The sequence below is a fragment of the Acinetobacter sp. AC1-2 genome (genome assembly GCF_016124155.1).
Lineage (GTDB): Bacteria > Pseudomonadota > Gammaproteobacteria > Pseudomonadales > Moraxellaceae > Acinetobacter > Acinetobacter calcoaceticus.
Genome location: NZ_JABFFO010000001.1, coordinates 323116 through 347398 on the forward strand (window position 1 = coordinate 323116; position 24283 = coordinate 347398).

The window sequence follows — 24283 nt, forward strand, 5'->3', positions numbered from 1 at the left end:
TTATGCAACATTTACAATGGTGGACTGATTTTGTGGCGTGGCAAACCGATGCTCTGCCTATGGTATTGGTAACAGTAGTGCGCGCTGATGGTTCAACACCACGAGAAGTTGGTGCAACAATGTTATTGCGGCTTAATTTGCAACAACAATGGCAGCAGTCGGATACGATCGGGGGCGGGCATCTAGAGTTTCAGGCTATTGATATTGCGAAAGCAATGTTAAGAGAAACGGAAGCTTGTGTGAGGCGTGTTGAGCGATTTAACCTCAGTGCTCGGTTGGGACAGTGTTGTGGCGGAGTGATGTGGTTATTGTTTGAAAAAATATCACCCGCTGTAATTACCTCAGATTTATCCCATTATTTGCAAGCATGGCGAGCCGGACAGCGTATATGGCGTACAGTCTCACATCAACATACATCTACTTGGCAAACTGTGGGTATGAATATGAAACAGCAACCATGTTTCGATGTTCAGCCTGCCAGCAGTGACCAATGGCAATTTGACCAGCAGATTCAACCTTATGCCATGCGAGTGCTGGTTTGTGGCGCGGGGCATGTGGGTGAAGCAATTGTCCGTTGTTTATTGCCTATTGGTGTTAGTGTGAAATGGATTGATCCGCGTGATGATATTTTCCCATCGGATTTACTAGAACAGGTGCAATGTTTAACGACAGATACGCCAGAAGTTGAGATTGAACATTTTGATCGTTCAGGTGCAATTTTAATTTTGACCCATGATCATCAACTAGATCTGCAACTGTGTTTTGCAGCCTTAAAACCTGCGCCCAATCCATTTGCTTATGTTGGGATGATTGGCTCAAAAAGTAAAAGGGCTATTTTTGAGAAACGTATGCTGACGCGTGGTTATACTTCAGAAGCATTACAACGTTTGGTTTGCCCGATCGGGATAGAAGGGATTTCATCGAAACAACCTGCAACGATTGCCGTTGCAGTGGTTGCTCAATTATTGCAGGTGTTTGATGTGAAGAAATGATCTTTTGGGATCATTTCTTTTGTTCGAACTTTGGATTTTTTTCTGCACGTTTAAGTAGTACGAGAACGGCACCTGTGCCGCCTTGATTTTCAGGTGCACTTACAAAAGCTAAAACATCGCGGTGCTGACGTAGCCATCCGTTGACATAGGTTTTTAAAACAGCTTCAGGGCCTTTACCATGTACAATCTTGACAACATTTTGATTTTCATCTTTTGCCATCTGGATAACTTGTAAAACTGCGTCACGTGCTTGCTCAATCGTACATCCGTGTAAATCTACAGCTTCAAACCAGCGCATTCTTCCAGCTTTTAAGTCTTCGAAAACTTTATGCTGAAGTGTGGCAATGCGATAGCTTAGCGTTGCTTGACTTGCTACAGGGTTTAGAGCGGCTTGAGTGTCTGATAACTCGGCATGTTCAGTTTCACGACCACCTTCGGCAGCTGCACGTTTAGCGAGTGTTTGAGCATCAATTTTTTTTGTGCGAGGCGTTCTTACATCAGCAATATTACTATTGTTGATGGGCTTAACACCTGCTAGAGCACTTTGAAACAGGTTTGCATCTTCCAATTCTTCAGACTCAGCCTGAGGTTTTGGGGCCTCAGACTGACTTGCGATTTTGCTTGAATGAGGATTGGAGATTTGCTTTTTAAATTGCTTCAGTAACTTTTGTTGCTCTTTAGAAAGCGATGAATCTTTATTACTCATATATCTTCTATTAAACCGTTTGGGGTTGTCCAAAAAGGGCTGTAAAGGCTTGATCTGGTCTTGGTTGTTTCATAAAACTTTCGCCAACCAAGAAGGTGTGAATATCATTTTCTTGCATCATACGAACATCATCTGGAGTGGCAATACCACTTTCAGTCACAAGTAAACGTGATGATGGAAGCAAGTTCTTCAAACGAATTGAGGTATTTAAATCTACATCAAAAGTTTTTAAATTACGGTTATTCACACCTAATAAACATTGCTCAGACAACTTTAAAGCACGTTCCAGTTCTTCTTCGTCATGAACTTCAACCAATACATCAAGCTGATGTTCAAACGCAGTTTTAGACATTTCTTCAAGTTGTTGATCTGACAAAGATGCAACAATCAATAAAATACAGTCAGCATGTAATGCACGTGCTTCAACTACATTATATGGATCAATCAGAAAGTCTTTACGTAAAGCAGGTAAAGCACAGTGGCTTCGTGCAATGGCAATATTCTCATCCGCACCCTGAAAAAAATCAACATCAGTTAAAACGGATAAACATGCTGCTCCAGCTTGTTCGTACTGCTTAGCAATTTCAGCAGGATTAAAATCTACACGAATAATGCCTTTTGACGGAGAAGCTTTTTTAATTTCAGCAATTACGGCAGGGCGTTTGTGCTGTAAAGCTTTTGCAAAGCCTCGTACCGGAGTTGCAGCTTTTGCTAGTTCTTCAACATCTTGCAAATTACGTTGTTTTAAACGTGCAGCAAGTTCCTCATGTTTACGGTCAACAATTTTACCTAAAATGGTATTTTGAATATTAATCATGAGAAGTCCTTAATCTGCCTGACATTGTTTTAATGTTTTGGTAAATTCAGCCAAAACACTCATTTTCTCTAATGCTTGTCCGCCATAGATAATATCTTGAGCGAATGAAACAGCTTGAGCATAGGTTTTGGTAATGCCTGAGACATAAATACCTGCACCTGCATTAAGCGCAATCATATTTGCTGCTTTTTCACCAATGTCAGATTTATTTTTACCTAATGCATCTTTAATCAGCTTTAAGCTTGCTGCGGCATCTGCTACCACTAAACCATTTAAGGTTTGTGATTCAATCCCGACATCTTCTGGATTAAGCGTCCATTCGGTAATTTCGCCATCTTTAAGTTCAGCAATAGCGGTAGGAGCAGCAAGGCTAATTTCATCAAGTCCATCTCTTGAATGAACCACCATGACATGCTCAGCGCCAAGTTGCTTCATAACCTCGGCAATCGGACGGCAAAGTTCATCTGAAAATACACCAATTACAAAGCGTTTTACGCCGGCTGGATTCGTAAGCGGGCCGAGTAAATTGAAAATGCTGCGAACACCAAGCTCACGACGTGGGCCAACAGCATACTTCATTGCTTTGTGATGATTTGGAGCGAATAAAAAGCCTACACCCATCTCACGAATGCAGCGCTCAGTTTGTTCCATATCTAAATCAAGGTTAATACCTGCTTGTTCAAGTAGATCAGACGAACCTGATTTACTTGAAACACCTCGGTTACCATGCTTTGCAATGGTTGCACCAGCTGCTGCAATCACAAAGCTTGAGGCTGTAGAGACGTTAAATAAGTTTTGTCCATCACCACCAGTACCGACAATATCAACTAAATATTTGATATCGCTGACATCAATTTTAATAGCGAATTCACGCATAACACGTGCGGCAGCAGTAATTTCGTCAATACTTTCACCTTTCATGCGAAGGCCCATCATCAAAGCACCAATTTGTGCTTCGGTTGCCTCACCTTGCATGATGCTGCGCATAATGTCTTCCATTTGAGGCTGAGTCAGGTGAATATTTTTTGTAATATGGTTAAGTGCTTGTTGAATGTTCATAAATATCACTTATGCATAAATATCTAAAAAGTTTTTAAAGATTTGATGACCATGTTGGCTCAAGATTGATTCTGGATGGAACTGCACACCTTCAACAGGCAATGTCTTATGTTTAACACCCATGATTTCTTCCATTGAGCCATCTGCTTCATTGGTCCAGCACGTTACTTCAAGGCAATCAGGCAGTGTTTGCTGATCGATCACCAATGAGTGATAACGGGTTGCTGAGAATGGGCTAGGGAGATTACTGAAAATACCTTTATTGCTATGGTACATATCAGATAAACGTCCGTGCATCACCGTTTTGGCTCTTACAATGTTTCCGCCAAAAGCTTGCCCAATACTTTGATGCCCTAAACACACGCCAAGCAAAGGAATTTTTCCGGCAAAGTGGTTAATTGCCGGAATTGAAATACCTGCTTCACTTGGAGAGCATGGGCCAGGACCAATAACCAGATATTTAGGTTGCCATCGTTCAATATCCTCTAATGTGACTTGATCATTGCGAACAACTTTTACTTCCTGATCCAACTCGCCAAAGTACTGGACGATGTTGTAGGTAAAAGAGTCGTAATTGTCGATCATTAGAAGCATTTTGAGTCTAACCTCTTGATATATGATATTTATTTAAATAGCTATTTAAATTTTTACCTGTTTAATTACCCGTTTTGATTATCACACCAAAATCGTAGGCAAAAATAAAGCCGCTATCTAAGCGGCTAATATAACAAAAAATGAAGTGACCAGTTTAACTATTTCATTCGTTAGAAATTTGCTAAAAAAGTCAGCTTTAAATTGATATTAGATCTGTTAAGAAACAGAGATATGTGCAACTAGGGCAGAATCGGCTTTTTCATTAGAACTAAAAAGTATTCTGCCTTAGTTAGAAAAGCAGATTAAATCGCACGAGTGTTGTAAATCAGCCAGTCTAAAACCTCTCCAGATAAATGTTCAGCTAGTCTTTCTTGAACCATTTGGTGATAGGTATTTAGCCAGTCTTTCTCTTCATTGTTAAGCATATCAACAACGATACAATCTAAATGGATTGGACAAAGCGTAAGTGTTTCAAACTCCAAAAATTCCCCATAAGTTTTGTCAAACCCAGAGTGAAGACGGTTTGCAACCAGATTTTCAATGCGAATACCGTATTGTCCCTCATGGTATAAGCCCGGTTCATTGGAAAGGATCATTCCCGCGCGTAGTTTGCTGTAAGCATGCACAGGAGCATAATAAGAAAGTACTTGCGGTCCTTCATGAACGTTAAGAGCAAAGCCTACACCGTGACCTGTTCCGTGGCGATAATCTAAACCATGTTGCCATAAGGTATGGCGACAAATTGAATCAAGTAGCGGTGCAGCTAAACCTTCTGGATAAATCGTTTTTGCCAAAGCAATATGACACTTTAAAACCAAGGTATAGTCACGTTTTTGTGGTTGCGTTGGCGTGCCTACAGGCACTACACGAGTAATATCCGTTGTTCCATTTACATATTGCCCACCTGAGTCAATCAGCAATAATCCATCGCCTTCAATAAATGAATAGTGCTCCTCAGTTGCGCGGTAGTGAGGTAAAGCACCATTGGCATTAAAGCCAGCAATCGTTGAAAAACTTGGCCCTATAAATCCATCTTGCTGCGCACGGAAAGCTGTAATCTTTTCATCAATAGTGAGTTCTGAAATGCTTTCACCATGATGAAGGGCTTTCTCTAACCAGTGGAAAAAGTGGCAAAGCGCGACTCCATCTTTAACCATTGCATGGCGAATATGAACTATCTCACTTTCATGTTTACGCGATTTAAAAAGTGTACTTGGATTGATGTCGTAGACAACCCGAATATCTTTTGCTATGGCTTGTTCATGAAAAATCGAGACTTTGGCTGGATCTAAAAGTACTGAGGCATCAGAAATATTTGCTAAAAACTGAGCTGTATCTTGGTAGTTACGAATTTCAATACCATCGGCTGCCAAAGCTTGTTGAATGGTTACATCAACTTTTTCAGCATCAATAAAAAGAATAGTTTGTTTTGCACTGACATATAAATGTGAAAGGAACACAGGGTTATATTCTACATCTTGTCCACGTGCATTTAGGACCCAGGCAATATCGTCTAAAGATGAAATGAAATGACCCGCAATATTCTTGCTAGCTAATGTCTCACGAATAGCCTGAATTTTTTCTTTACGAGATAGGGCATTTAGCCCTTCAGGCATGAAATGAATTTTCTTTGATGGAAGTTCTGGGCGGTTTAACCAAATCTCTCCGACTAAATCTTGCTGGGTTTCGAGTTTATAATTATTAACTCGTGCAGTATGTTCGAGTGCCTTAAATTGCTGAATTGATAAAGTATGTCCATTTACCACAATGACTGATTCTGGTTGTAGATTTTTTTCAATCCAAGCGAGATGTGTTGAAGATTCATCACTTGTTAATTTTTGAAGTTCAAATCCAGTTCCGAAAAGCTGTTGCTCGGCTTGTACCCAATAGCGTCCATCTGCCCATAGTCCTGCAAAGTTTTGAGTGACTACAAGTGTTCCAACAGAACCGCTAAAGCCACTAAGCCATTGTCTTGCTTTCCAGTAATCTGGTAAATATTCTGACATATGCGGATCGGCACTCATCACAATCAAGGCATCAACATGCTGGTTAAGCATGAGTTCACGAAGTTTCTCTAGCTTTTCTTGAACAGTTAAATTGGTCATATGGTTTCCAAGTCAGGTTGAACTTTACTAGTACTTTTATTCATTAATCTATAAATAGGTTTCTTTAATAAAAATAACACGATTGCACCAATTACTAGTGCCAAAACACATCTCATAAAGAGGGTAGGCAAGTGATTAATGCCATCTGCCGATACATGTCCTCCAATCAACCCTGCTATGAGATTACCTAAAGCTGAGCCAGTAAACCACAGACCCATAATTTGACCGCGTATAACATCGGGGGCAAGTTTAGTCATGGTAGATAAACCAATTGGGCTTAAGCAAAGTTCGCCTAGGGTAAGCAGAAATATAGTACCTACTAACCAAAATGGCGAAACTAATCCACCAGCAATGGCGAAACGGCTTGCAAATGACATTAATAAGAAACCACCTGCTGCTAGTAAAAGTGCAATAATAAATTTAGTGATATAACTTGGGTCTTTATTTGACTTACCTAGTCTCGCCCAAAGCCATGCTGCAATTGGGGCAAAAATAATAATAAAAAGCGCATTAATTGATTGAAACCATACTCCCGGAATTTCAAATCCGAAAACATTACGGTCCGTATAATCTTGAGCAAACAGATTAAAAGATGTTGGTTTTTGCTCAAAGGCAGACCAAAATAGAGCAGAGGTTGCTAATAAGACAAAACAGATAATAATTTTAAATTTTTCATGTTGTTCTAAACCAAGGAAAAATAACAAATATGCAAAATAAGCGATAATGCCAATACCTATTCCCACTGTTAAGTAAGTTGCTACCGCAACTGGGTTGATATGAATTACGCCAAAGAAGGTAAGAGCAATAACCACTGCAACGCTTAATAAAAATGAGAAAGCAATTTTTGGGGCATTTTTATTTTCTATTACAGGTTTATTCCAATTATCAGCTTGTTGGCGCAATTGATTGAAAGACTGTAGCTGTGGAATCGCTAATGCACGGAAAATGAGTAAAGCAACCAACATTCCGAGACCGCCAATCCCAAAACCCAAATGCCAGCCATGATCACGAGCCAATATACCTGTAATAAGTGGGGCAATAAACGACCCCATATTAATTCCCATATAAAAAATGGAGAAGCCGGCATCACGTCTATTATCTTGGGCTTTATATAATGTTCCGACAATTACTGAAATACAGGTTTTAAATAACCCCGACCCAATAACAATAAGGACTAAACCGAAATAAAAAAAGAATTGATCAAAGATAGGAGTAAGTGCAATCGATAAATGACCTAATGCAATAATGATGGAACCATACCAGACAGATCTTGCTTGGCCTAACCAGTTATCGGCAATCCAACCGCCTAAAACGGTCATTAAATACATAGAGCCGGCAAATAACCCTACAATTGCAGCTGCGGTAGGGCGATCAAGCCCTAAACCACCATCATTGACCATCGCAACCATGTAAAGAACCAATAAGGGCCGAATGCCATAATAAGAAAACCTTTCCCACAGTTCAGTAAAAAATAAAGTTTTTAAGGGTTTTGGATGGCCGAAAAAAGCTGTGTCGCATTGTTTGAGTTCATGCTTCATTTCAAATCCTTTGAACATATTTGTAGTTAAATAAACCAAACTTTTAGTTTGTTTAATTATAAAAAAAAGTTATGTTTTATTTTTTAGTTTTTTTTAAATTGAAAAGCAAGTTGGTCATGTATAAAAAAGGTATATAACAAATGGTAAAAAATGAAAAAGTGAAAATTATATTGTGAAAAGCTAAGCTATCAGATTATTACGCACCAAAGCTGATCAAAACTTGCGTCACAGCAGAGAACTCTATAAGGAAAATAAGGATTAAGCTGTTTTTAACGAGTCTTAAAATAGAAGTGCTGTAAAAAAGAAAAATAATTTCAGAAAACCTCAGTATTTTAATGGGTGAGTTATAACGCAAAAGAGGACTTTTTAAATTTTTTTGAAAATTACTTTTCAAGGCAATATTTACATTAAAACCTTTTTGGCAAAGGCATGAGTAGATGTAGAGTTCTCATCTAAGAGTTAGAATTTCATAAGTCATCGTTTATTATTTTTTTATTCATTGTAATAAGAATGCCAGCTTGCTATATAAGAAAGTATTATGATCATGAATTACTGTTAGATATTGATACGATGATTCATATTAGCGCAACAATTTTGCACTAAATTAGGGCGATTGTGAGCTATTCTTGTATGCCATAATTTGAAAATGTCTGAATATGGTGCATTTCACTATGCAAACAGTATAATGGGTTCAGGACAAGGGGCCTAAATCATGGATAGTTATAAGCAATTCAATGTTTTAGGTAAGTCTTATAAAGTTGGTATGAGATTTGCTTTATAAATACCAGCAATTAACACGCACTTAACAAGTGCAACAAAATTTCATTGGAGCAAAATGAGCATGGCGAACAAGGTCCTTCAACTCATACAAGAAAGTGGCGCAAAATGGGTCGATTTTCGCTTTACTGATACTAAGGGTAAAGAACAGCACGTAACTTACCCAGCTGATTCTATTGATGAAGATACTTTTGAAGACGGTAAAATGTTTGATGGTTCTTCAATCGCTGGTTGGAAAGGCATTGAAGCATCTGACATGATTTTACGTCCAGATGCAGAAACTGGTTTTGTTGACCCGTTCTTTGCTGAACCAACTGTAGTTGTGACTTGTGACGTTATTGAACCTTCAACTGGTCAAGGTTATGAGCGTGACCCACGTTCGATTGCTCGCCGTGCAGAAGAATACTTAAAATCTACAGGTATCGGTGATACTGCATTCTTTGGTCCAGAACCAGAATTCTTTGTATTTGATGAAGTGAAGTGGGACATCGATATGTCTGGCGCTCGTCATACATTGATCGCTGAAGAAGCTGCTTGGTCTACTGGTAAAGATTACGAGTCTGGTAACTCAGGTCACCGTCCACGTGTTAAAGGCGGTTACTTCCCAGTTCCTCCAGTTGATTCTTCACAAGATATGCGTGCAGAAATGTGTGCGAAAATCGAAGACATCATGGGCCCTGGTCGTGTAGAAGTACACCACCACGAAGTTGCTTCTTGCCAATTAGAAATTGGTGTGAGCTTCAATACACTTGTACGTAAAGCTGACGAAGTTCAACAATTCAAATATGCTGTTTGGAACGTTGCGCACCAATATGCAAAAACTGCAACCTTTATGCCTAAACCAATGGTAGGTGATAATGGTTCAGGTATGCACGTTCATATGTCTATCTCTAAAGATGGCAAGAACTTGTTTGCTGGTGATGAATATGCAGGTCTTTCTGAAATGGCATTGTACTTCATCGGTGGTGTTATCAAGCACGCTCGTGCATTGAATGCAATCACAAACCCATCTACAAACTCATACAAGCGTTTGGTTCCTCACTTCGAAGCACCAATCATGCTTGCTTACTCAGCGCGTAACCGCTCTGCGTCTATCCGTATTCCATACGTTTCTAGCCCTAAAGGTAAGCGTATCGAAGCTCGTTTCCCAGATCCAATGATGAACCCGTACTTAGGTTTCGCTGCATTGTTAATGGCTGGTATCGACGGTATCCAAAACAAGATCCATCCGGGCGAAGCTGCTGATAAGAACTTGTATGATCTTCCTCCAGAAGAAGAAGCAAAAATCCCAACAGTTGCTCATAGCTTAGATATGGCTCTTGAAGCACTTCAAGCAGATCACGAATTCTTGTTAAAAGGCGGCGTGTTCACTAAAGAAATGCTTGATGCATACATCGAACTTAAAACTGAAGATGTACGTCGTCTTAACACGACTACTCACCCAGTTGAGTTTGATATGTACTACAGCTTGTAATACGTATTTTTATAAAAAAGCCTGCTTATGCAGGCTTTTTTATTGCTTGGAATGTTGATTGAATTCTCTACGTTTTTTATCAAAAAATTGGGTTAAACTAAGTGCGAGTTTTCATGTGAGCAGATTATGCGTAAACGGCAACCAGTACTTAAACAGGACAAGACTTTAAATCCTGAGTTGAAAAAATGGTTGTATGCGTCCGGTTCTCTGACTCAACAATTGACTGATCTTGGTGGTGGTCAGTTCAGTGTAAAACCTTTTAAAGAACACTTTCAGCGTTTAACTTTTGCAGATAGCCAATGGATGAATATGCCTCATACTCACACCTCATGGGTGCGTGAGACTTATTTATATGGCAGTGAAGCAGAGCCATGGGTTAAAGCAAAAAGTATTTTTCCTATTTTAAGCCTACAAAAAAAAGCCCGCATATTTCAGCATATTGGTTCTACACCGATTGGATTTTTTCTATTTCAAAGAACGACACCACTTTGTGACCGCCGTGTCATTCGTTTGCCAGAAGGGTGGACGCGACAAAGTTGCTATACTTGGCATGGGTGTAAATTTATAGTCCAAGAAACATTCTTACCAGCTTTTGAAGCTTTTCTACATCAGCAGCACGACAAGGAACTACTATGACGACTGTAACAGATACCACATGGCGTCAGCGTTTAGAAGCATACTATTATCTATGTCGATTTGATAAGCCAGTTGGAACAGAACTGGTTTTTTGGCCAACCATGTGGGCACTTTGGGTTGCGGCAGAAGGAAGGCCACCATTGCATATTCTTTTGGCAATGGTCTTAGGCACAATTTTTATGCGTGCTGCTGGTTGTGCCATTAATGACTTTGCGGACCGTAAAGTAGATGCACATGTTGAACGCACTAAAACACGTCCATTAGCAACTGGGATAATTCGTCCGAGAGAAGCAATATATGTATTTTTAGCGCTAGTATTTGCTAGCGCTTGTACTTTGTTCTTTTTACCTATAGCGACATTTTATTGTGCACTAGCTGGATTAGTTTTAGCATTTATATATCCCTTCATGAAAAGATATACCCATTTACCACAAGTGGTTTTAGGTATGGCATTTTCTTGGGGAATTCCAATGTCATTTACTGCGATGGGTAAGCCTTTAGATATAACTTGCTGGCTTCTTTATTTTGGTAATCTAGCTTGGACAGTCGCTTATGACACTCAATATGCGATTACTGACCGTGAATATGATTTAAAGATTGGTGTGAAATCTACCGCTATTCTTTTTGGTCGATATGACATCCAGATTATTGCGCTTTTACAAGCGACCAGTCTTGTTTTGATTGGTGCTGCACTGTATTTAGAAAATATTTTATTTCCATGGGCGATCATTGCTTTGATTGTTGTTGCATTCGATTTTGTATATCAAACAATTAAAACCAAAGACCGCAACCCTCAAGTCTGTTTTTGGGCATTCCGTCACAATCGCTGGGTTGGATTAATCATTTTTCTGGGAATATTTTTAAATTTCATATAGTAAAAATGACCGTAAGGTTGAAAAGTGTTCTATGCAGAGCACTTTTTTTATGTCTTAATATTTGTGCATAAAAATATGCGGAATAAATAACACATAACATAAAAAGGATATTTTATGAAACGGTCAAAAATTGCTTTAGCTATAACATTATCGGTTTCAGCATTATTTCTTACAGCATGTAATGACGATGATGACTATATTAGTGTGAACCCTGATAAAACCTATCTATCTGAAAGTAATTACGCTATAGATCAAGTTGATAATGCTTCAACGATTAAAGTAATGACTTATAACATGGCAAATGTTCAAGGAAAAACAGCAACTGCCACAGCAATGGTATTGTTCCCCAAAGCAACACAACCAAAAGATGGTTATCGCGTGGTCGTGTGGGAGCATGGAACTGTTGGGGTAGGTGATGGTTGTGCGCCAAGTAAGAATACAATTAATCCACGATTTAAAATCCTAGCTGAGACTTTATTGGCGGCTGGTTATGTGATTGTGGCACCAGATTATGAGGGTTTAGGTACACCAGGGGTACATCCGTACTTAAACTTATCTAGCGAAGCAAAATCAGCGCTAGCTGCAGTAAAAGCAGTAAAAGAACATTATGGTGCCCAGTTAAAAGGTGATTGGATGTCGATTGGCCAGTCACAAGGTGGACATGCGTCATTGGGTACTGCCGAATTTGCCAATACAGATGTAAGTTATAAAGGTGCTGTAGCAGGAGCACCTGCATCAAGCTTAGGGACAATCATTCAAATTTATATTGACCCTGCAATGAATCAAGACAGTGGTTATAAGCTTAGTAAATTAGATCAGGCAATTACAGCACGTAGACAGATTGATGCAGCGATTGCTGCAGGTCAAATGTCTCCAAATGATCCACTAGCACTTGCTGTACCTACAATTGATAAAACAGCAGAGGGTTATGCTGAGTTGTTAGCATATGCAGCATTCGCAAGTGCAGGGATTAAAGCACAGCAACCAAACTATGATTTTAAGACAATTTTTACATCAGGAGCGGCTGACATTGCAGAATTGGCTTATGGACGTACAGGTGATGATGGCGCATGTTTAAGTTATCCTGCACCTGATAGTGCAAATGGCTTGCAAGAGAAATTTAAAGCAGGAATTTTAACTTTCTTAGCTGATCCTACACATCAAATTACACAGTATGGTATTGATCTGAATAAATTCAAGGCGGATCAAGTTGTTCAAAGCTTCTTGACAGCAACCCAACCTGCGACTAATGCCACGGTCGAGAAAGTCATTAAAACGCCTGTATTTATTATTCAAGGCGAAAAAGATCAAGCTGTGTTGCCTGTAGTAACACAAGGCTTATTCGCAAATATGAAAGCGAATGCTGTGAAGTACTTCCCACAAGCAGCCTACGATAAAGGCTATAAGCTAACTATTGTACCGAATGCAACTCATACACAAGCAATCATATGTCAAAATGCAAATGCTGTAGATTTTATTCAAACTAATATGACAGCTGGTACAGGTATTGTTCTAACTGATGCACAGAAGGATGCTAGCCAAAGTCCTCACTGCACAGGTAAGTTCTAAGATTTATTTATTTAATTAGAAATTAGCTTAAAAAAAGAGCCACTTTATAGCGGCTCTTTTTTGTTATATTGTTACACATCTTAGAATTAATACCGTTTGAGTTTGAAGTAGTTATGAGCCAGCAATCTGTTGAAAAAAAATCTGTTCCTTGGTTATTAATGGGATTAGGTTTGCTTATTCCTTTCCTGATTATTGGAATACTTTTCTTGGCTGCAAAGAGTGATGCTAAGACTAAAAAACAATATGAGCAGCAACGTTTAGAAATGGAAAAAAGAATAGCTGAAAAAGAAGCAGCAAGTTCTGAAAAGAAATAACAGCGGTTTTTTAATGAATATCTTTTTGTAGCTGTCGTACACTTGGGATGTTTGTATAACGTTTTACTATATAACCTGCTTCTGTGAGCATTTGATCACGCATACGATCTTCTTCCGCTTTTTCAAGATGAGAAGGGTCATCTAATTCAATAATGGCAATTACGTCCATCTTGTCGTTAAGCACAACAAAGTCGGTAACTTTTCGGTTGAACTGACTACGAATTTTATAGTCCTTACTGGTAATTAAAGCGCTAAAAGCCACTTGTGCGAAAACATGATAACTTGGAAAACTTTGTTTTAAACGGATAAACATTTGAGTTTCAAAGTTGGTAATAACAGGGCGAGCAAAGAATTTTTGTTTTGGAAATAAATATGGGCGTAAACAAACAGCAAGAAAAATGCAGGTGCTGATGCAACCTAAAACAATAAAAAATAAGTGACTCGATTCGAACATGTGAAGGCATCATACAAATAAAAACCCACTCATGATGAGTGGGTTTTTAAGAATCTTGGCTCTCCAACCTGGGCTCGAACCAGGGACCTGCGGATTAACAGTCCGTCGCTCTACCGACTGAGCTATTGGAGAATCTGGAAAAGGATTTTAGGCAGGAAAGGGGGCGGGGTCAAGTCTTAATAACGGAATTAGTGAGAATATCTAATCGTTTGGTTTAAAAATATTCGAAACATTGATTTTATTAACAATAATAGAAAATTATTAAATGATTGGATAAGAAAAAGCCCGCAATAAATGCGGGCTTTTAGAATCTTGGCTCTCCCACCTGGGCTCGAACCAGGGACCTGCGGATTAACAGTCCGTCGCTCTACCGACTGAGCTATGGGAGATTAGTAGATGGCTCTCCAACCTGGGCTCGAACCAGGGACCTGCGGATTAACAGTCCGTCGCTCTACCGACTGAGCTATTGGAGAATCTGATGCGCATTTTATGGATGAAATCTAAAAGCGTCAATAAGAATATTAAAGAAAATGAATCGTTTGCTTGATTAATATGCTTTTAAGGTACTAAAAATAAAAAAACCACCCAAAATAGGGTGGTTTTTTATAAAGAAATAAAATTATTTCTCTACACCAGCTGGTTGACCTGCAAGTTTTGCATTCGCATAGTCCCAGTTCACAAGGCTTTCTAAGAAAGTTGCGATGTATTTAGGACGTAAGTTACGGAAATCGATATAGTAAGCATGTTCCCATACGTCAATTGTTAATACAGCAATTTGACCATGTGCAAGTGGAGTGTCTGCATTAGAAGTTTTAGTAATAGATAATTTACCGTTTACTTCATCAGCAACTAACCAAGCCCAGCCTGAGCCGAATTGAGTTGTTGCAGCAGCAGCAAATTCTTCTGCAAATTTTTCGTAGCTACCAAAAGCTTCTTCAATTTTAGCAGCGATTGCACCAGTAGGCTTACCACCACCATTTGGCTTCATAGAATTCCAATAGAATGTATGGTTCCAAACTTGAGCAGCGTTATTGAAAATACCAGCTTTAGATGCATCACCAGCAGTTGCTTTGATGATTTCTTCTAAAGTTTTACCTTCAAGGTCAGTCCCTTTGATTAAGTTGTTTAAGTTAACAACATAGGTATTGTGGTGTTTATCGTGATGGTATTCTAAAGTTTCTTTACTAATATGTGGCGCTAAATCATCATAGCCATATGGAAGTGCAGGTAAAGTAATGGTTGTCATGTTCCTATTCCTTGCATTTGCTGGGTTATACAATTAAGTGGCTCTATTGTAAATGATTCTGTTCACAATAGGGCATCGTTTTAAAGAACTATACACAATAAAGATCTAATTAATACGCATAACACAGATTGAAAAAAAGACTTAATTAAATCGGATTATTCAATTCAAAATATTCGGCTTCAATCGCAAACTGCTTTGAAATTGCTTGGGCTAAACGTTGAACTCCATAACGTTCGGTTGCATGATGACCACACGCAAAATAGTGAACGCCTAATTCTTTTGCTTCATAGAAAGTTCGTTCACTGACTTCGCCTGAAATATAAGCATCGCAATTTTGCAAAGCCGCTTTAGCAATAAAATCTTGAGCACCGCCAGTACAGAAACCTACTTTTTGAATAGTTTTTTTCTCGGCTGGTAAGTGAATTACTTTAAAATCAAAGCTATCTTGTAATTTTGCTTTAAACTCTTCAACAGAAACAGCTTGCTCTAAATAACCAATATTTCCAATTGGATGTTTTTCGGCTAAATCGAGTGGTTCTAAATGGTGTAAGCCCAATTTTTCTGCAATGGCTACATTGTTACCCAAACTTGGATGTGCATCTAAAGGTAGGTGGTAAGCCACGAGTGAAATATTATTTTGAATTAATTTTTTAATTCGGTTACCGCGCATTCCTGTAATTGGGTACGGTTCGCCTTTCCAAAAATAACCATGATGTACGAGTAATAGATCGGCATCCTGAGCAATAGCTGCATCAATCGCATCTTCGGAAGCAGTAACGGCACAAACGATACGTTTTACTTCAGTTGAACCTTCAATTTGCAGGCCATTTGGTGCGTAATCTTTAAATTCTGCTGCTTTTAAGGTTTGGTCGCACCACTGAATAATTTCATGCAAATTCGCCATGATATTTCCTGAATTGAGTAGTAAATAATTGCTAAAGCTATAGAAACATATTTTGTTGTGTAACTAAAGCTAGACAAATCTTTTTTGAGTTTTTTATGTATATCGACATATTTAATTTAAAATGCTTAACTGAAAACTCTTTTTGTTCAATATATTAATTTAATTAAAAGCTTCTTTGCGTAGAGGATATGAACGTGCGCCGCACCTTTACATGGTTACCTTGGGTGTTACTTATTATTGTAATTGCCAGTTTTATTGCATGGCAAAAATACCATCAGCCGAAACCAACTGTTGCAGTTGATGGGGTGCAAATGCCTGCCGAAAAAGTTGAACCACTGGTTGATACTTCACGAGCGGGCGGGGTGGTGTCTTATAGTGCTGCGGTAAAAGTTGCAGCGCCGGCAGTTGTTAATATTTTTACGACCCAGAAAGTTAAACAAAATCATCCATTGTTAAGTGATCCAGTATTCCGCGAATTTTTTGGAAATCAGGTTCCTGAACAACAACAGCAAAATGAAAATAGTTTAGGCTCTGGGGTTATTGTTCGTGCTGATGGTTATATTCTTACGAATAATCATGTGATTGCTCAGGCCGACCAAATTGTAGTTGCATTACGTGACGGACGTCGTGCAGAGGCAACTATTGTTGGAACAGATCCTGATACGGATTTAGCCGTAATTAAAATCGATTTAGATAAATTACCCGTGTTGCCATTTAAGCTCAGCGGTAATGAAGTGGGTGATGTTGTCTTAGCGATTGGTAATCCATTTGGCGTAGGGCAAACGGTAACTCAAGGTATTATTTCTGCCACTGAGCGTTCTGATTTAGGCATCAATACCTATGAAGACTTTATTCAAACAGATGCTGCAATTAACCCAGGTAACTCAGGTGGAGCTTTAATTGATGTCGCTGGTAACCTAATTGGGGTAAATACCGCTATTTTCTCGCAGTCGGGCGGCTCTTTAGGCATTGGTTTCGCAATTCCAGCTAAAATTTGCCAACAAGTATTAAACTCGATTTTGAAAGATGGTCGCGTTGTACGTGGATGGTTAGGCATTAGTTTAGTGCCGCCTACACAAGACGATGTATTGGCGCCGAAACAACAAATTGGTGTTGTTGTTGCTGACGTTCTGAAAAATGGGCCAGCAGCTTCAGCCGGTATTAAAGTTGGTGATAAGATTGTTCAGGTAAATAATGAACCAATTACCTCAGCTTCTCATTTAATTAATTATGTGGCATTACAAGCGCCTAATAGTGAAATTAATGTGGTGGTTGAGCGAGCTGGGAAGCAAGAAAACTTTGTGGTAACAGTTGGAGAAAGAAAAAACCAAAATACTCAATCTCAATATATACCACTACCTAAACAGTAAAATAAAAAAGCCTCGTAAAGAGGCTTTTTTATTGGCTTAAATTAAGAATGTGTGGGTGTTTGATGTTGATGTTTGAACTCAGTTAATGCATCAATGCGACATTGAATTAACATTTCACCAATTTCAGCACCCTTAATGTTCTCGGGTAAATCCTGAACTTTAATAGAGCGAACCACTTGCATTGCATCTAACATATACTGAGCTTGAGGATAGGGGCGATCTTCTAAACCTAGTCTTCCTCTAGCATCACACTCACACGCCTGTACAAAAGCTTCCACTCTCTCAGGACGACGTAATACATCTAAACGCTGTAATAAGCGCCATACCGTTCCGGGTTTTAACGACATAATCTGATGGCATTTTAAATGCTCTTTACACACCGATAATGCTAACTGTCGAGTTTGAGTCGGAACTTTTAAACGTTCGCATAATTCGGTAACGGGTTTCACTCCGCGTTCTTCATGCATGATATGGCGAGGGAGCTCGTTAACAGGCGTTAATGCTTTACCCAAATCATGTACTAAAACAGCAAACCGAACATCAAGCGAGTAGTTTGACTTACATGCTTGCTGTAAAGACATTAGGGTATGTATGCCGCAGTCTACTTCTGGGTGATATTCTGGACGCTGTGGTACACCAAACAATGCGTCAATTTCAGGAAAAAGATGTTTTAAGGCACCGCAATCACGTAGTGTCTGAAAATAAATATCTGCATGGTCTTCTAAAAGCGCACGCGAAGTCTCTTTCCACACACGTTCTGGTGTTAATGCATCGAGTTCACCTGATTCAGCCATTGTTTGCATCAATTGTAAGGTTTCAGATGCAATATGAAAGCCATATGAAGAATATCGAGCTGCAAAGCGTGCCACACGTAAAACACGTAAAGGATCTTCAGCAAAAGCTTCTGAAACATGTCGTAAGGTTTTATTTTCTAAATCAGTCTGACCACCATAGGGGTCATATATTTTGCCATCTTGATCCATTGCTATGGCATTGATGGTTAAATCACGGCGAATTAAATCTTCTTCTAAACTTACTGTGGTATCAGTAAAAAACTGAAAACCGTGATAACCCTTACCGGACTTTCGCTCAGTACGTGCAAGTGCATATTCTTCTTTAGTTTTAGGATGAAGAAACACAGGAAAATCTTTGCCTACAGGTTGAAAACCTTGGGCGAGCATATGTTCAGGCGTTGCTCCGACCACAACATAATCTTTTTCTTGATAGGGATGCCCAAGTAGAGAATCTCGGACGGCACCGCCTACTAAATACACTTGCATGAAAAAACCTCTATTCTTCAAGCAATCATGCTACAGAATAGAGGTTTTCTCAAGTCATTAGACAGGCTTTTCGTAAAAAGCTCTTTCTAAATTACTTTTCTTGTTGTTGGATTTCCGCAACAGTTAAAGCAGTCATATTGATAAGACGACGAGTCGTTGCTGTCGGTGTCAAAATATGAACAGGTTTTGCTGCGCCAAGCAAAATTGGACCAATAGTAACGTTGTTACCAGAAGTCGCTTTCAACAAGTTAAATGAAATATTTGCTGCATCTAGGTTTGGCATAATGAGCAAGTTTGCAGAACCTTTAAAACGTGAACCAGGGAATGCAAATTGACGAATATTTTCGTCTAATGCTGCATCACCATGCATTTCACCTTCAACTTCAAGCTCAGGAGCTTGTTCAGATAAAATACGATAAACTTCACGCATTTTTTGAGCACTTGAATCAGTTTGGTCGCTACCAAAGCTTGAATGAGAAAGCAGTGCTACACGTGGAGTAATACCAAAACGACGTACTTCTTCAGCTGCCAAAATAGTCATTTCAGCAAGTTGTTCAGCAGTCGGATTCGTGTTTACATAGGTATCTGCGATAAACAAGTTGCGATCTTCAAGCATTAATGCATTTAACGTGAAGAAGTTATTCATGCCTTCTTTAAGACCGATAACATTGCGTACAAAGTCAAGGTGAATGTTATAGCTACTGTAAGTACCACATAACATACCGTCTGCTTTACCAAATTTAACCAGTAGAGATGCAATTAAAGTTGAACGGCGACGAGCTTCACGTTGAGCATATTCAACAGTGATGCCTTTGCGTTGCATTGTTTGATAGTAATCTTTCCAAAACTCTTCATACATCGGGTTTTGTTCTTGATCTACAATCTCAATATTTACGCCATGTTGTAAACGTAGGCCTAATTTTTTGATATTTGCTTCAATTACAGCAGTACGACCTACTAAAATTGGTTTAGCTAAGTCTTCATCAACAGCAATTTGTACTGCACGTAATACGCGCTCGTCTTCACCTTCCGCATATGCAATGCGCTTTGGATCAGCTTTTGCTTGAGCAAAAATTGGTTTCATCAAGAATGCAGAGTTATATACAAACTCAGACAATTTTTGACGATACACAGCGAAATCTTCGATAGGACGAGTTGCTACACCTGAGTCCATTGCAGCTTTAGCCACAGCTGGTGCAATTTCTAAAATTAAACGTTGATCAAGTGGGCGTGGAATTAAATAGTCACGACCAAATGAAGCAGATTTTTCACCATAAGTTGCTGCATCAGCTTCTACATGAGCCATACGCGCAATTGCATGTACACATGCAATTTTCATGTCTTCATTAATCGTAGTTGCACCAACATCAAGCGCACCACGGAAAATGTATGGGAAACATAATGCGTTGTTTACTTGGTTTGGATAGTCAGAACGACCAGTTGCCATAATGACGTCAGAGCGTACTTCATGTGCATGTTCAGGTAAAATTTCTGGATCTGGGTTTGCCAAAGCAAAAATAATAGGGTTCTCAGCCATCTGTTTCACCATTTCTTTGGTGAGAATACCAGCAGCAGAAAGACCCAAGAACATATCAGCGCCAGTCATTACTTCATGAAGCTGAGATGCTGTAATATCTTGAACATAACGTTTTTTAGATTCGTCTAAGCCTTCGCGAGAAGTCGTTAATAGACCACGAGAATCGGCAACAATAATATTTTCTTTTTTAGCACCAAGCGCACAAAGCAAGTCTAAACATGAAAGTGCTGCTGCACCTGCACCTGAAGCTACGATTTTGATTTCATCAATTTTCTTATTTACAAGTTGCAATGCATTGAGCAAAGCTGAACCTACAATAATACTTGTACCATGTTGATCGTCATGGAATACAGGAATTTTCATGCGTTCACGAAGTTTCTTTTCGATATAGAAACATTCTGGCGCTTTAATGTCTTCGAGGTTGATACCACCGAAAGTTGGCTCAAGAGAGGCAACAATATCTACGATTTTATCTGGATCGTTTTCTGCAATTTCGATGTCAAATACGTCAACACCAGCAAACTTCTTGAAGAGAACGCCTTTACCTTCCATTACAGGTTTAGAAGCCAATGGGCCAATATTACCTAAACCAAGAACAGCAGTACCGTTAGTGACTACAGCAACCAAGTTTCCGCGCGCTGTATATTTAGCAGCAGTTGAAGGATCACGTTCAATCTCTAAACATGGCGCAGCAACTCCGGGTGAGTAGGCTAGAGCCAAATCTCGTTGGTTGACAAGTTGCTTACTTGGGGTGACGCTGATTTTCCCTGGGTTTGGATATTCATGGTAATTTAAAGCGGCCTGTTTTAAAGATTGATCGTCCATCTGAGTCTCTATTTGATACAAAAAAGCAAACTAGTCAAATCACTCATTCAGGGGAAGGCAACTCGGTTCTTTTACTATGCTTTAATTTTTATCAATTAAGAGAATAGTAGACGAATTGCCAATAGCCCTGTAGTGAGCTAAATGCTAAAGAATATAACACTACTTCTTTATTTCTCACAGTCAAAAACGCTCATTTTTGGAAAAAGCAGCATATGTAAAAATAGTCTGTGAGAACCATTAAGAAATAGGCGGATCTGTTTGTAGATAAGGGATAATCTGCTCAGCTGGGATAGGACGACTAAAGAAATAGCCTTGTAAAAAATCACATTGCTGTTTTTGTAGATAGGCAACTTGTTCCTCTGTTTCTACACCTTCGGCAACCAGTTTAAGCCCCATACTTTTACCCATCGCAATCATGGCATTTACAATGGCTTCTTGTTTGTGATCACCAATTTTAGAAATAAATGCACGGTCAATTTTTAATACATCAATTGGGTATTCTGTCAGATACGCTAAAGATGAATAGCCTGTACCAAAGTCATCTAGAGCAATTGAAATATCTCGTTGTTTTATTGCATGTAATAACGTTTTTACGTTATCGGTATTGTCCAAGAGGGCTGACTCAGTAATCTCAAGTTCAAGATCTGAACCTTGTATATTATATTTCTGCAAAATTTCATCAATATCATTGAGTAATAAGCCTCGATGTATTTGCTGAGCAACAATATTTACAGAGACTTGAATGTTTGTGTAGCCTTGGCTTTTCCATTCTTGTAATTGTTTTCCAACTTTATCTAAAACGACTTTGCCAATATCTGAAATCAGGCTACTACGCTCAGCAAAAGGTATAAACATATTTGGCATGACTAATCCTTTTTCGGGATGTTGCCAGCGAATTAATGCTTCAAAACCTATAATTGATTGATCTTGTAGATTAATTTTTGGCTGGTAATAAATGACAAATTCATCATTTTGAATGGCTTTACGTAACTCTTGTTCTAAGTCAGCAGTTTTATATGGATGCTCTGCTTTATTGCAATAGTAAGAAATGGTATTGCCTCCTAAGCGTTTTGCTTCTGAAAGTGCTTGTTCTGCATGGTTGTTAAGATGATCAATTTGTCGGCCATGCTCAGGAAAGCATGCCACACCGATAGATGCCGTAATAAAATATTCGTGATTATCAATATAAAAAGGTGCGTTGAGCGCTTGCAAGATGTTTTGGCAATATTGCTCAATATTTGGATGAATTGGAGAAATTTCATAAATGATTGCAAAATCGTCACTATTTAAATAAGCAACCAAAATTGCATTAATATTGATTAAGCGTAATCGTTGTGCAAACTGTTTAAGAAGTTCATCACCACTATCATTATTTAAAAATTCATTAAAAGCGCGAAAACGGTCAATATTTACTCGTATCAATGCTAAGTTTTTAATGTTATATGAAGGGTTTACAAGATATTGATGTAGTTGATTGTAATAGTAAAGGCGATTAGGCAAGTGGGTGAGACTATCGTAATTTTTTAAATAGGATAGATGCTGTTCCTGACGTTTTTGCTCAGTGAGATCACGTGCAAAGCCAATATAATTTGTGATTTGATTGAACTCATCTTTGACCACATTGATGTGTAACCACAAATATACGCTTTTGCCAGAACTAAACTTTTCGTCAAATTGGCCCATATATTCTCCAGTTTCGAGGAGCTGTTGGGTAATTGAGCTATGAAATTGTTGTTGTAGTTCTTTTTGATTAATCGTAATGCTAAATAATTCTTTATTTAGGAGTTCTGATTTAGAAAATCCGGTTAATTTTTCGTAGTAAGGGTTAATATCAATATAGTTCAGGTGTTCATCTAAAATAAATATGCCTTCTGCAGCTTGCTCAAGCACAATTGCCGATAGTCTTAAGTGTTCTTGATCTTTTTTCTCTTGATGTATATCTCGCGTCATACCGACCATACGAAGCGCTTTTTTTGTTTTAGGATCTCTTGTAATGACACGGCCTACATCATGAATCCATCGCCAAGAACCATCACGGCGTAAAATTCGAAAATTGACATTAAAATGATCTGTAATTCCTTCCAAATGTTGTTTCAAACGTTCGTCAAAAAGCTTTTTATCACTTGGATGTAAACGATCTAAAATGGTATTGAGATGAATAACGGTCGTCTGAGTTTGTTTTTGTTGATCGAAAAATGTAATTTCTAATTTTTGATTTTCAATATCCCAGTCCCATGGCCGAATGCCAGCCGTTTCATGTGCAAAAGCTAAATTGTAATGATGGCTTTCGAGTTGCTCATTCATTTTGGTGAGATCATAAGTTCGTTCACGTACCTTTTGCTCAAGTAAATGGTTATTAAATTGGAGCTGGGCTTCAATATCTTTCGATTTATTCACTTCTTGTTGAAGTTGCACACATAATTCTTCAGCCCACTGAGTGTGTTGATCTGAAATTTGAACAAGCTGTTTATTTTTTAATAATAGTTTAGAAATTTTTTGATAGTTACGTTGAGTTGCGTATGCGCAGAGTACTGTAGCCACGAAAGCTATATTGTAGGCGAAATAAAAAGGTAGCTGAGTAATGGGTGTATGTGTAAATTGAGCGATTAATAGGGGGAGTGTGCTGGGAATGAATAAAAGATAAAAGTATCGAGGTTGTTGTGTTAAAAAAGTCAGGCCAATGATATGTGCCGAAGTGATAAACAAAGCAATTAAAATATGAGCATCTGGTAGCGAAACTAACTCTTGAGGAAGATAGAAGTGAATAACTGTAACGGTTATCCCTAATAAAATTCCTGAAATAAAACAAATACTTTGTAATATAAGGTCAGTTTTTTTAATAAAATTAATAGTACGATAGTGGGTTAAAATATTTGGAACAAATAATAGGCAAGTAAAAGATGCAATAGTGAGGCCGATAGACCAGTTAAATATGGTTATTGAAGATGAAAAATAATAAGAAAAAATAGCATATGAGATCAGACATAACAGTATTAAGCTAATCAAATACCAGCGTATATATTGAATTGAAAGTTTTAGCTGCTCAATTTTTGTTTGATGCTGTAAATATTCTTCCTGAAGCCCGGACATAAGATTTTTCTATCCTATTTTTTTTACATATATACAGAAAGAATCTGATTTATCAGTGATAAAGAATTTGAAATTTTATTCATACAATAAAAGTAAATTAACTTTAAATAACGATTTAATC

Annotated in this window: 19 protein-coding genes and 3 tRNA genes; 7 read left to right on the forward strand and 15 right to left on the reverse strand. The window is 38.5% G+C overall.

Annotation, left to right across the window (positions count from 1 at the left end):
• The first annotated feature begins 2 nt into the window (after positions 1-2).
• On the forward strand, positions 3-992 hold the full coding sequence (gene xdhC / locus HL290_RS01445) for a xanthine dehydrogenase accessory protein XdhC (RefSeq protein WP_198495384.1): 990 nt from the start codon (positions 3-5) through the stop codon (positions 990-992).
• A 10-nt stretch (positions 993-1002) separates the two neighbouring features.
• On the opposite strand, the gene HL290_RS01450 is transcribed toward xdhC, so the two are convergent.
• The 6 genes from HL290_RS01450 to HL290_RS01475 all read right to left on the reverse strand — a co-directional run bounded on the left by HL290_RS01450 (position 1003) and on the right by HL290_RS01475 (position 7829).
• Positions 1003-1698: a Smr/MutS family protein gene (locus HL290_RS01450; protein ID WP_003650560.1), complete on the reverse strand. Its 696-nt coding sequence runs from the start codon at positions 1696-1698 to the stop codon at positions 1003-1005.
• 10 nt (positions 1699-1708) lie between these two features.
• Complete coding sequence (trpC, locus tag HL290_RS01455) at positions 1709-2515, reverse strand: indole-3-glycerol phosphate synthase TrpC (RefSeq protein ID WP_198495385.1); 807 nt, start codon at positions 2513-2515, stop codon at positions 1709-1711.
• 9 nt (positions 2516-2524) lie between these two features.
• Positions 2525-3574 carry an anthranilate phosphoribosyltransferase gene (trpD, locus tag HL290_RS01460; RefSeq protein ID WP_004643529.1) on the reverse strand — a complete coding sequence of 350 codons (1050 nt, stop codon included), beginning with the start codon at positions 3572-3574 and terminating at the stop codon, positions 2525-2527.
• A 9-nt stretch (positions 3575-3583) separates the two neighbouring features.
• Positions 3584-4168: an anthranilate synthase component II gene (locus HL290_RS01465; protein ID WP_003650566.1), complete on the reverse strand. Its 585-nt coding sequence runs from the start codon at positions 4166-4168 to the stop codon at positions 3584-3586.
• A 302-nt stretch (positions 4169-4470) separates the two neighbouring features.
• Complete coding sequence (locus tag HL290_RS01470; protein WP_198495386.1) at positions 4471-6273, reverse strand: aminopeptidase P family protein; 1803 nt, start codon at positions 6271-6273, stop codon at positions 4471-4473.
• On the reverse strand, positions 6270-7829 hold the full coding sequence (locus HL290_RS01475) for a peptide MFS transporter (RefSeq protein WP_198495387.1): 1560 nt from the start codon (positions 7827-7829) through the stop codon (positions 6270-6272). The genes HL290_RS01470 and HL290_RS01475 overlap by 4 nt, the downstream gene beginning before the upstream one ends.
• 817 nt (positions 7830-8646) lie before the next feature.
• Between HL290_RS01475 and glnA the strand changes: the two genes are divergently transcribed.
• The 5 genes from glnA (at position 8647) to HL290_RS01500 (ending at position 13456) form a co-directional block, all read left to right on the forward strand.
• The gene (glnA, locus tag HL290_RS01480; RefSeq protein ID WP_003650573.1) at positions 8647-10062 is read left to right on the forward strand and encodes a type I glutamate--ammonia ligase; all 1416 of its coding nucleotides are present in this window, start codon (positions 8647-8649) and stop codon (positions 10060-10062) included.
• 126 nt (positions 10063-10188) lie between these two features.
• On the forward strand, positions 10189-10698 hold the full coding sequence (locus HL290_RS01485) for a chorismate--pyruvate lyase family protein (protein ID WP_005039136.1): 510 nt from the start codon (positions 10189-10191) through the stop codon (positions 10696-10698).
• Entirely contained in the window at positions 10695-11573 is an 879-nt protein-coding gene (ubiA, locus tag HL290_RS01490; RefSeq protein WP_198495388.1) for a 4-hydroxybenzoate octaprenyltransferase, read from the forward strand. Before HL290_RS01485 ends, ubiA begins: the two co-directional genes overlap by 4 nt.
• Before the next feature lie 114 nt (positions 11574-11687).
• Entirely contained in the window at positions 11688-13142 is a 1455-nt protein-coding gene (locus tag HL290_RS01495) for an alpha/beta hydrolase family protein (RefSeq protein ID WP_198495389.1), read from the forward strand.
• A 113-nt stretch (positions 13143-13255) separates the two neighbouring features.
• Positions 13256-13456, forward strand: a complete 201-nt coding sequence (locus tag HL290_RS01500) for a hypothetical protein (protein ID WP_151743304.1) — start codon at positions 13256-13258, stop codon at positions 13454-13456.
• Between the two features lie 10 nt (positions 13457-13466).
• Here the strand turns inward: HL290_RS01500 and HL290_RS01505 are convergent, their stop codons facing one another.
• The 6 genes from HL290_RS01505 to HL290_RS01530 all read right to left on the reverse strand — a co-directional run bounded on the left by HL290_RS01505 (position 13467) and on the right by HL290_RS01530 (position 16060).
• On the reverse strand, positions 13467-13910 hold the full coding sequence (locus HL290_RS01505; protein WP_198495390.1) for a DUF2726 domain-containing protein: 444 nt from the start codon (positions 13908-13910) through the stop codon (positions 13467-13469).
• 56 nt (positions 13911-13966) lie between these two features.
• A tRNA-Asn gene (locus tag HL290_RS01510) sits at positions 13967-14042 on the reverse strand.
• 181 nt (positions 14043-14223) lie between these two features.
• Positions 14224-14299: transfer RNA gene (locus HL290_RS01515), tRNA-Asn, on the reverse strand.
• An 8-nt stretch (positions 14300-14307) separates the two neighbouring features.
• Positions 14308-14383 (reverse strand) — tRNA-Asn (locus HL290_RS01520).
• 146 nt (positions 14384-14529) lie between these two features.
• Positions 14530-15156: a superoxide dismutase gene (locus HL290_RS01525; RefSeq protein WP_003650584.1), complete on the reverse strand. Its 627-nt coding sequence runs from the start codon at positions 15154-15156 to the stop codon at positions 14530-14532.
• A 145-nt stretch (positions 15157-15301) separates the two neighbouring features.
• Entirely contained in the window at positions 15302-16060 is a 759-nt protein-coding gene (locus HL290_RS01530) for a Nif3-like dinuclear metal center hexameric protein (protein ID WP_198495391.1), read from the reverse strand.
• 194 nt (positions 16061-16254) lie between these two features.
• Between HL290_RS01530 and HL290_RS01535 the strand changes: the two genes are divergently transcribed.
• The gene (locus HL290_RS01535; RefSeq protein WP_151743302.1) at positions 16255-17430 is read left to right on the forward strand and encodes a S1C family serine protease; all 1176 of its coding nucleotides are present in this window, start codon (positions 16255-16257) and stop codon (positions 17428-17430) included.
• A gap of 41 nt (positions 17431-17471) precedes the next feature.
• Here HL290_RS01535 and HL290_RS01540 read toward each other — a convergent pair whose 3' ends face one another.
• From HL290_RS01540 to HL290_RS01550, 3 genes are all read right to left on the reverse strand, one after another.
• The gene (locus HL290_RS01540; protein WP_045430015.1) at positions 17472-18710 is read right to left on the reverse strand and encodes a multifunctional CCA addition/repair protein; all 1239 of its coding nucleotides are present in this window, start codon (positions 18708-18710) and stop codon (positions 17472-17474) included.
• Positions 18711-18801: 91 nt separating this feature from the next.
• The gene (locus tag HL290_RS01545) at positions 18802-21072 is read right to left on the reverse strand and encodes an NADP-dependent malic enzyme (RefSeq protein WP_003650593.1); all 2271 of its coding nucleotides are present in this window, start codon (positions 21070-21072) and stop codon (positions 18802-18804) included.
• A 237-nt stretch (positions 21073-21309) separates the two neighbouring features.
• Positions 21310-24162 carry a putative bifunctional diguanylate cyclase/phosphodiesterase gene (locus HL290_RS01550; protein WP_198495392.1) on the reverse strand — a complete coding sequence of 951 codons (2853 nt, stop codon included), beginning with the start codon at positions 24160-24162 and terminating at the stop codon, positions 21310-21312.
• Positions 24163-24283: the final 121 nt, after the last annotated feature.

Excerpts from the sequence above, each read along its gene's own strand:
- HL290_RS01530 (WP_198495391.1), bottom strand. The coding sequence starts at position 16,060 with ATGGCGAATTTGCATGAAATTATTCAGTGGTGCGACCAAACCTTAAAA.
- trpC (WP_198495385.1), bottom strand. The coding sequence starts at position 2,515 with ATGATTAATATTCAAAATACCATTTTAGGTAAAATTGTTGACCGTAAA.
- xdhC (WP_198495384.1), top strand. The coding sequence starts at position 3 with ATGCAACATTTACAATGGTGGACTGATTTTGTGGCGTGGCAAACCGAT.
- HL290_RS01495 (WP_198495389.1), top strand. The coding sequence starts at position 11,688 with ATGAAACGGTCAAAAATTGCTTTAGCTATAACATTATCGGTTTCAGCA.
- glnA (WP_003650573.1), top strand. The coding sequence starts at position 8,647 with ATGAGCATGGCGAACAAGGTCCTTCAACTCATACAAGAAAGTGGCGCA.
- HL290_RS01470 (WP_198495386.1), bottom strand. The coding sequence starts at position 6,273 with ATGACCAATTTAACTGTTCAAGAAAAGCTAGAGAAACTTCGTGAACTC.
- HL290_RS01545 (WP_003650593.1), bottom strand. The coding sequence starts at position 21,072 with ATGGACGATCAATCTTTAAAACAGGCCGCTTTAAATTACCATGAATAT.
- HL290_RS01450 (WP_003650560.1), bottom strand. The coding sequence starts at position 1,698 with ATGAGTAATAAAGATTCATCGCTTTCTAAAGAGCAACAAAAGTTACTG.
- trpD (WP_004643529.1), bottom strand. The coding sequence starts at position 3,574 with ATGAACATTCAACAAGCACTTAACCATATTACAAAAAATATTCACCTG.
- HL290_RS01525 (WP_003650584.1), bottom strand. The coding sequence starts at position 15,156 with ATGACAACCATTACTTTACCTGCACTTCCATATGGCTATGATGATTTA.
- HL290_RS01475 (WP_198495387.1), bottom strand. The coding sequence starts at position 7,829 with ATGTTCAAAGGATTTGAAATGAAGCATGAACTCAAACAATGCGACACA.
- HL290_RS01500 (WP_151743304.1), top strand. The coding sequence starts at position 13,256 with ATGAGCCAGCAATCTGTTGAAAAAAAATCTGTTCCTTGGTTATTAATG.
- HL290_RS01505 (WP_198495390.1), bottom strand. The coding sequence starts at position 13,910 with ATGTTCGAATCGAGTCACTTATTTTTTATTGTTTTAGGTTGCATCAGC.
- HL290_RS01485 (WP_005039136.1), top strand. The coding sequence starts at position 10,189 with ATGCGTAAACGGCAACCAGTACTTAAACAGGACAAGACTTTAAATCCT.
- ubiA (WP_198495388.1), top strand. The coding sequence starts at position 10,695 with ATGACGACTGTAACAGATACCACATGGCGTCAGCGTTTAGAAGCATAC.
- HL290_RS01550 (WP_198495392.1), bottom strand. The coding sequence starts at position 24,162 with ATGTCCGGGCTTCAGGAAGAATATTTACAGCATCAAACAAAAATTGAG.
- HL290_RS01540 (WP_045430015.1), bottom strand. The coding sequence starts at position 18,710 with ATGCAAGTGTATTTAGTAGGCGGTGCCGTCCGAGATTCTCTACTTGGG.
- HL290_RS01465 (WP_003650566.1), bottom strand. The coding sequence starts at position 4,168 with ATGCTTCTAATGATCGACAATTACGACTCTTTTACCTACAACATCGTC.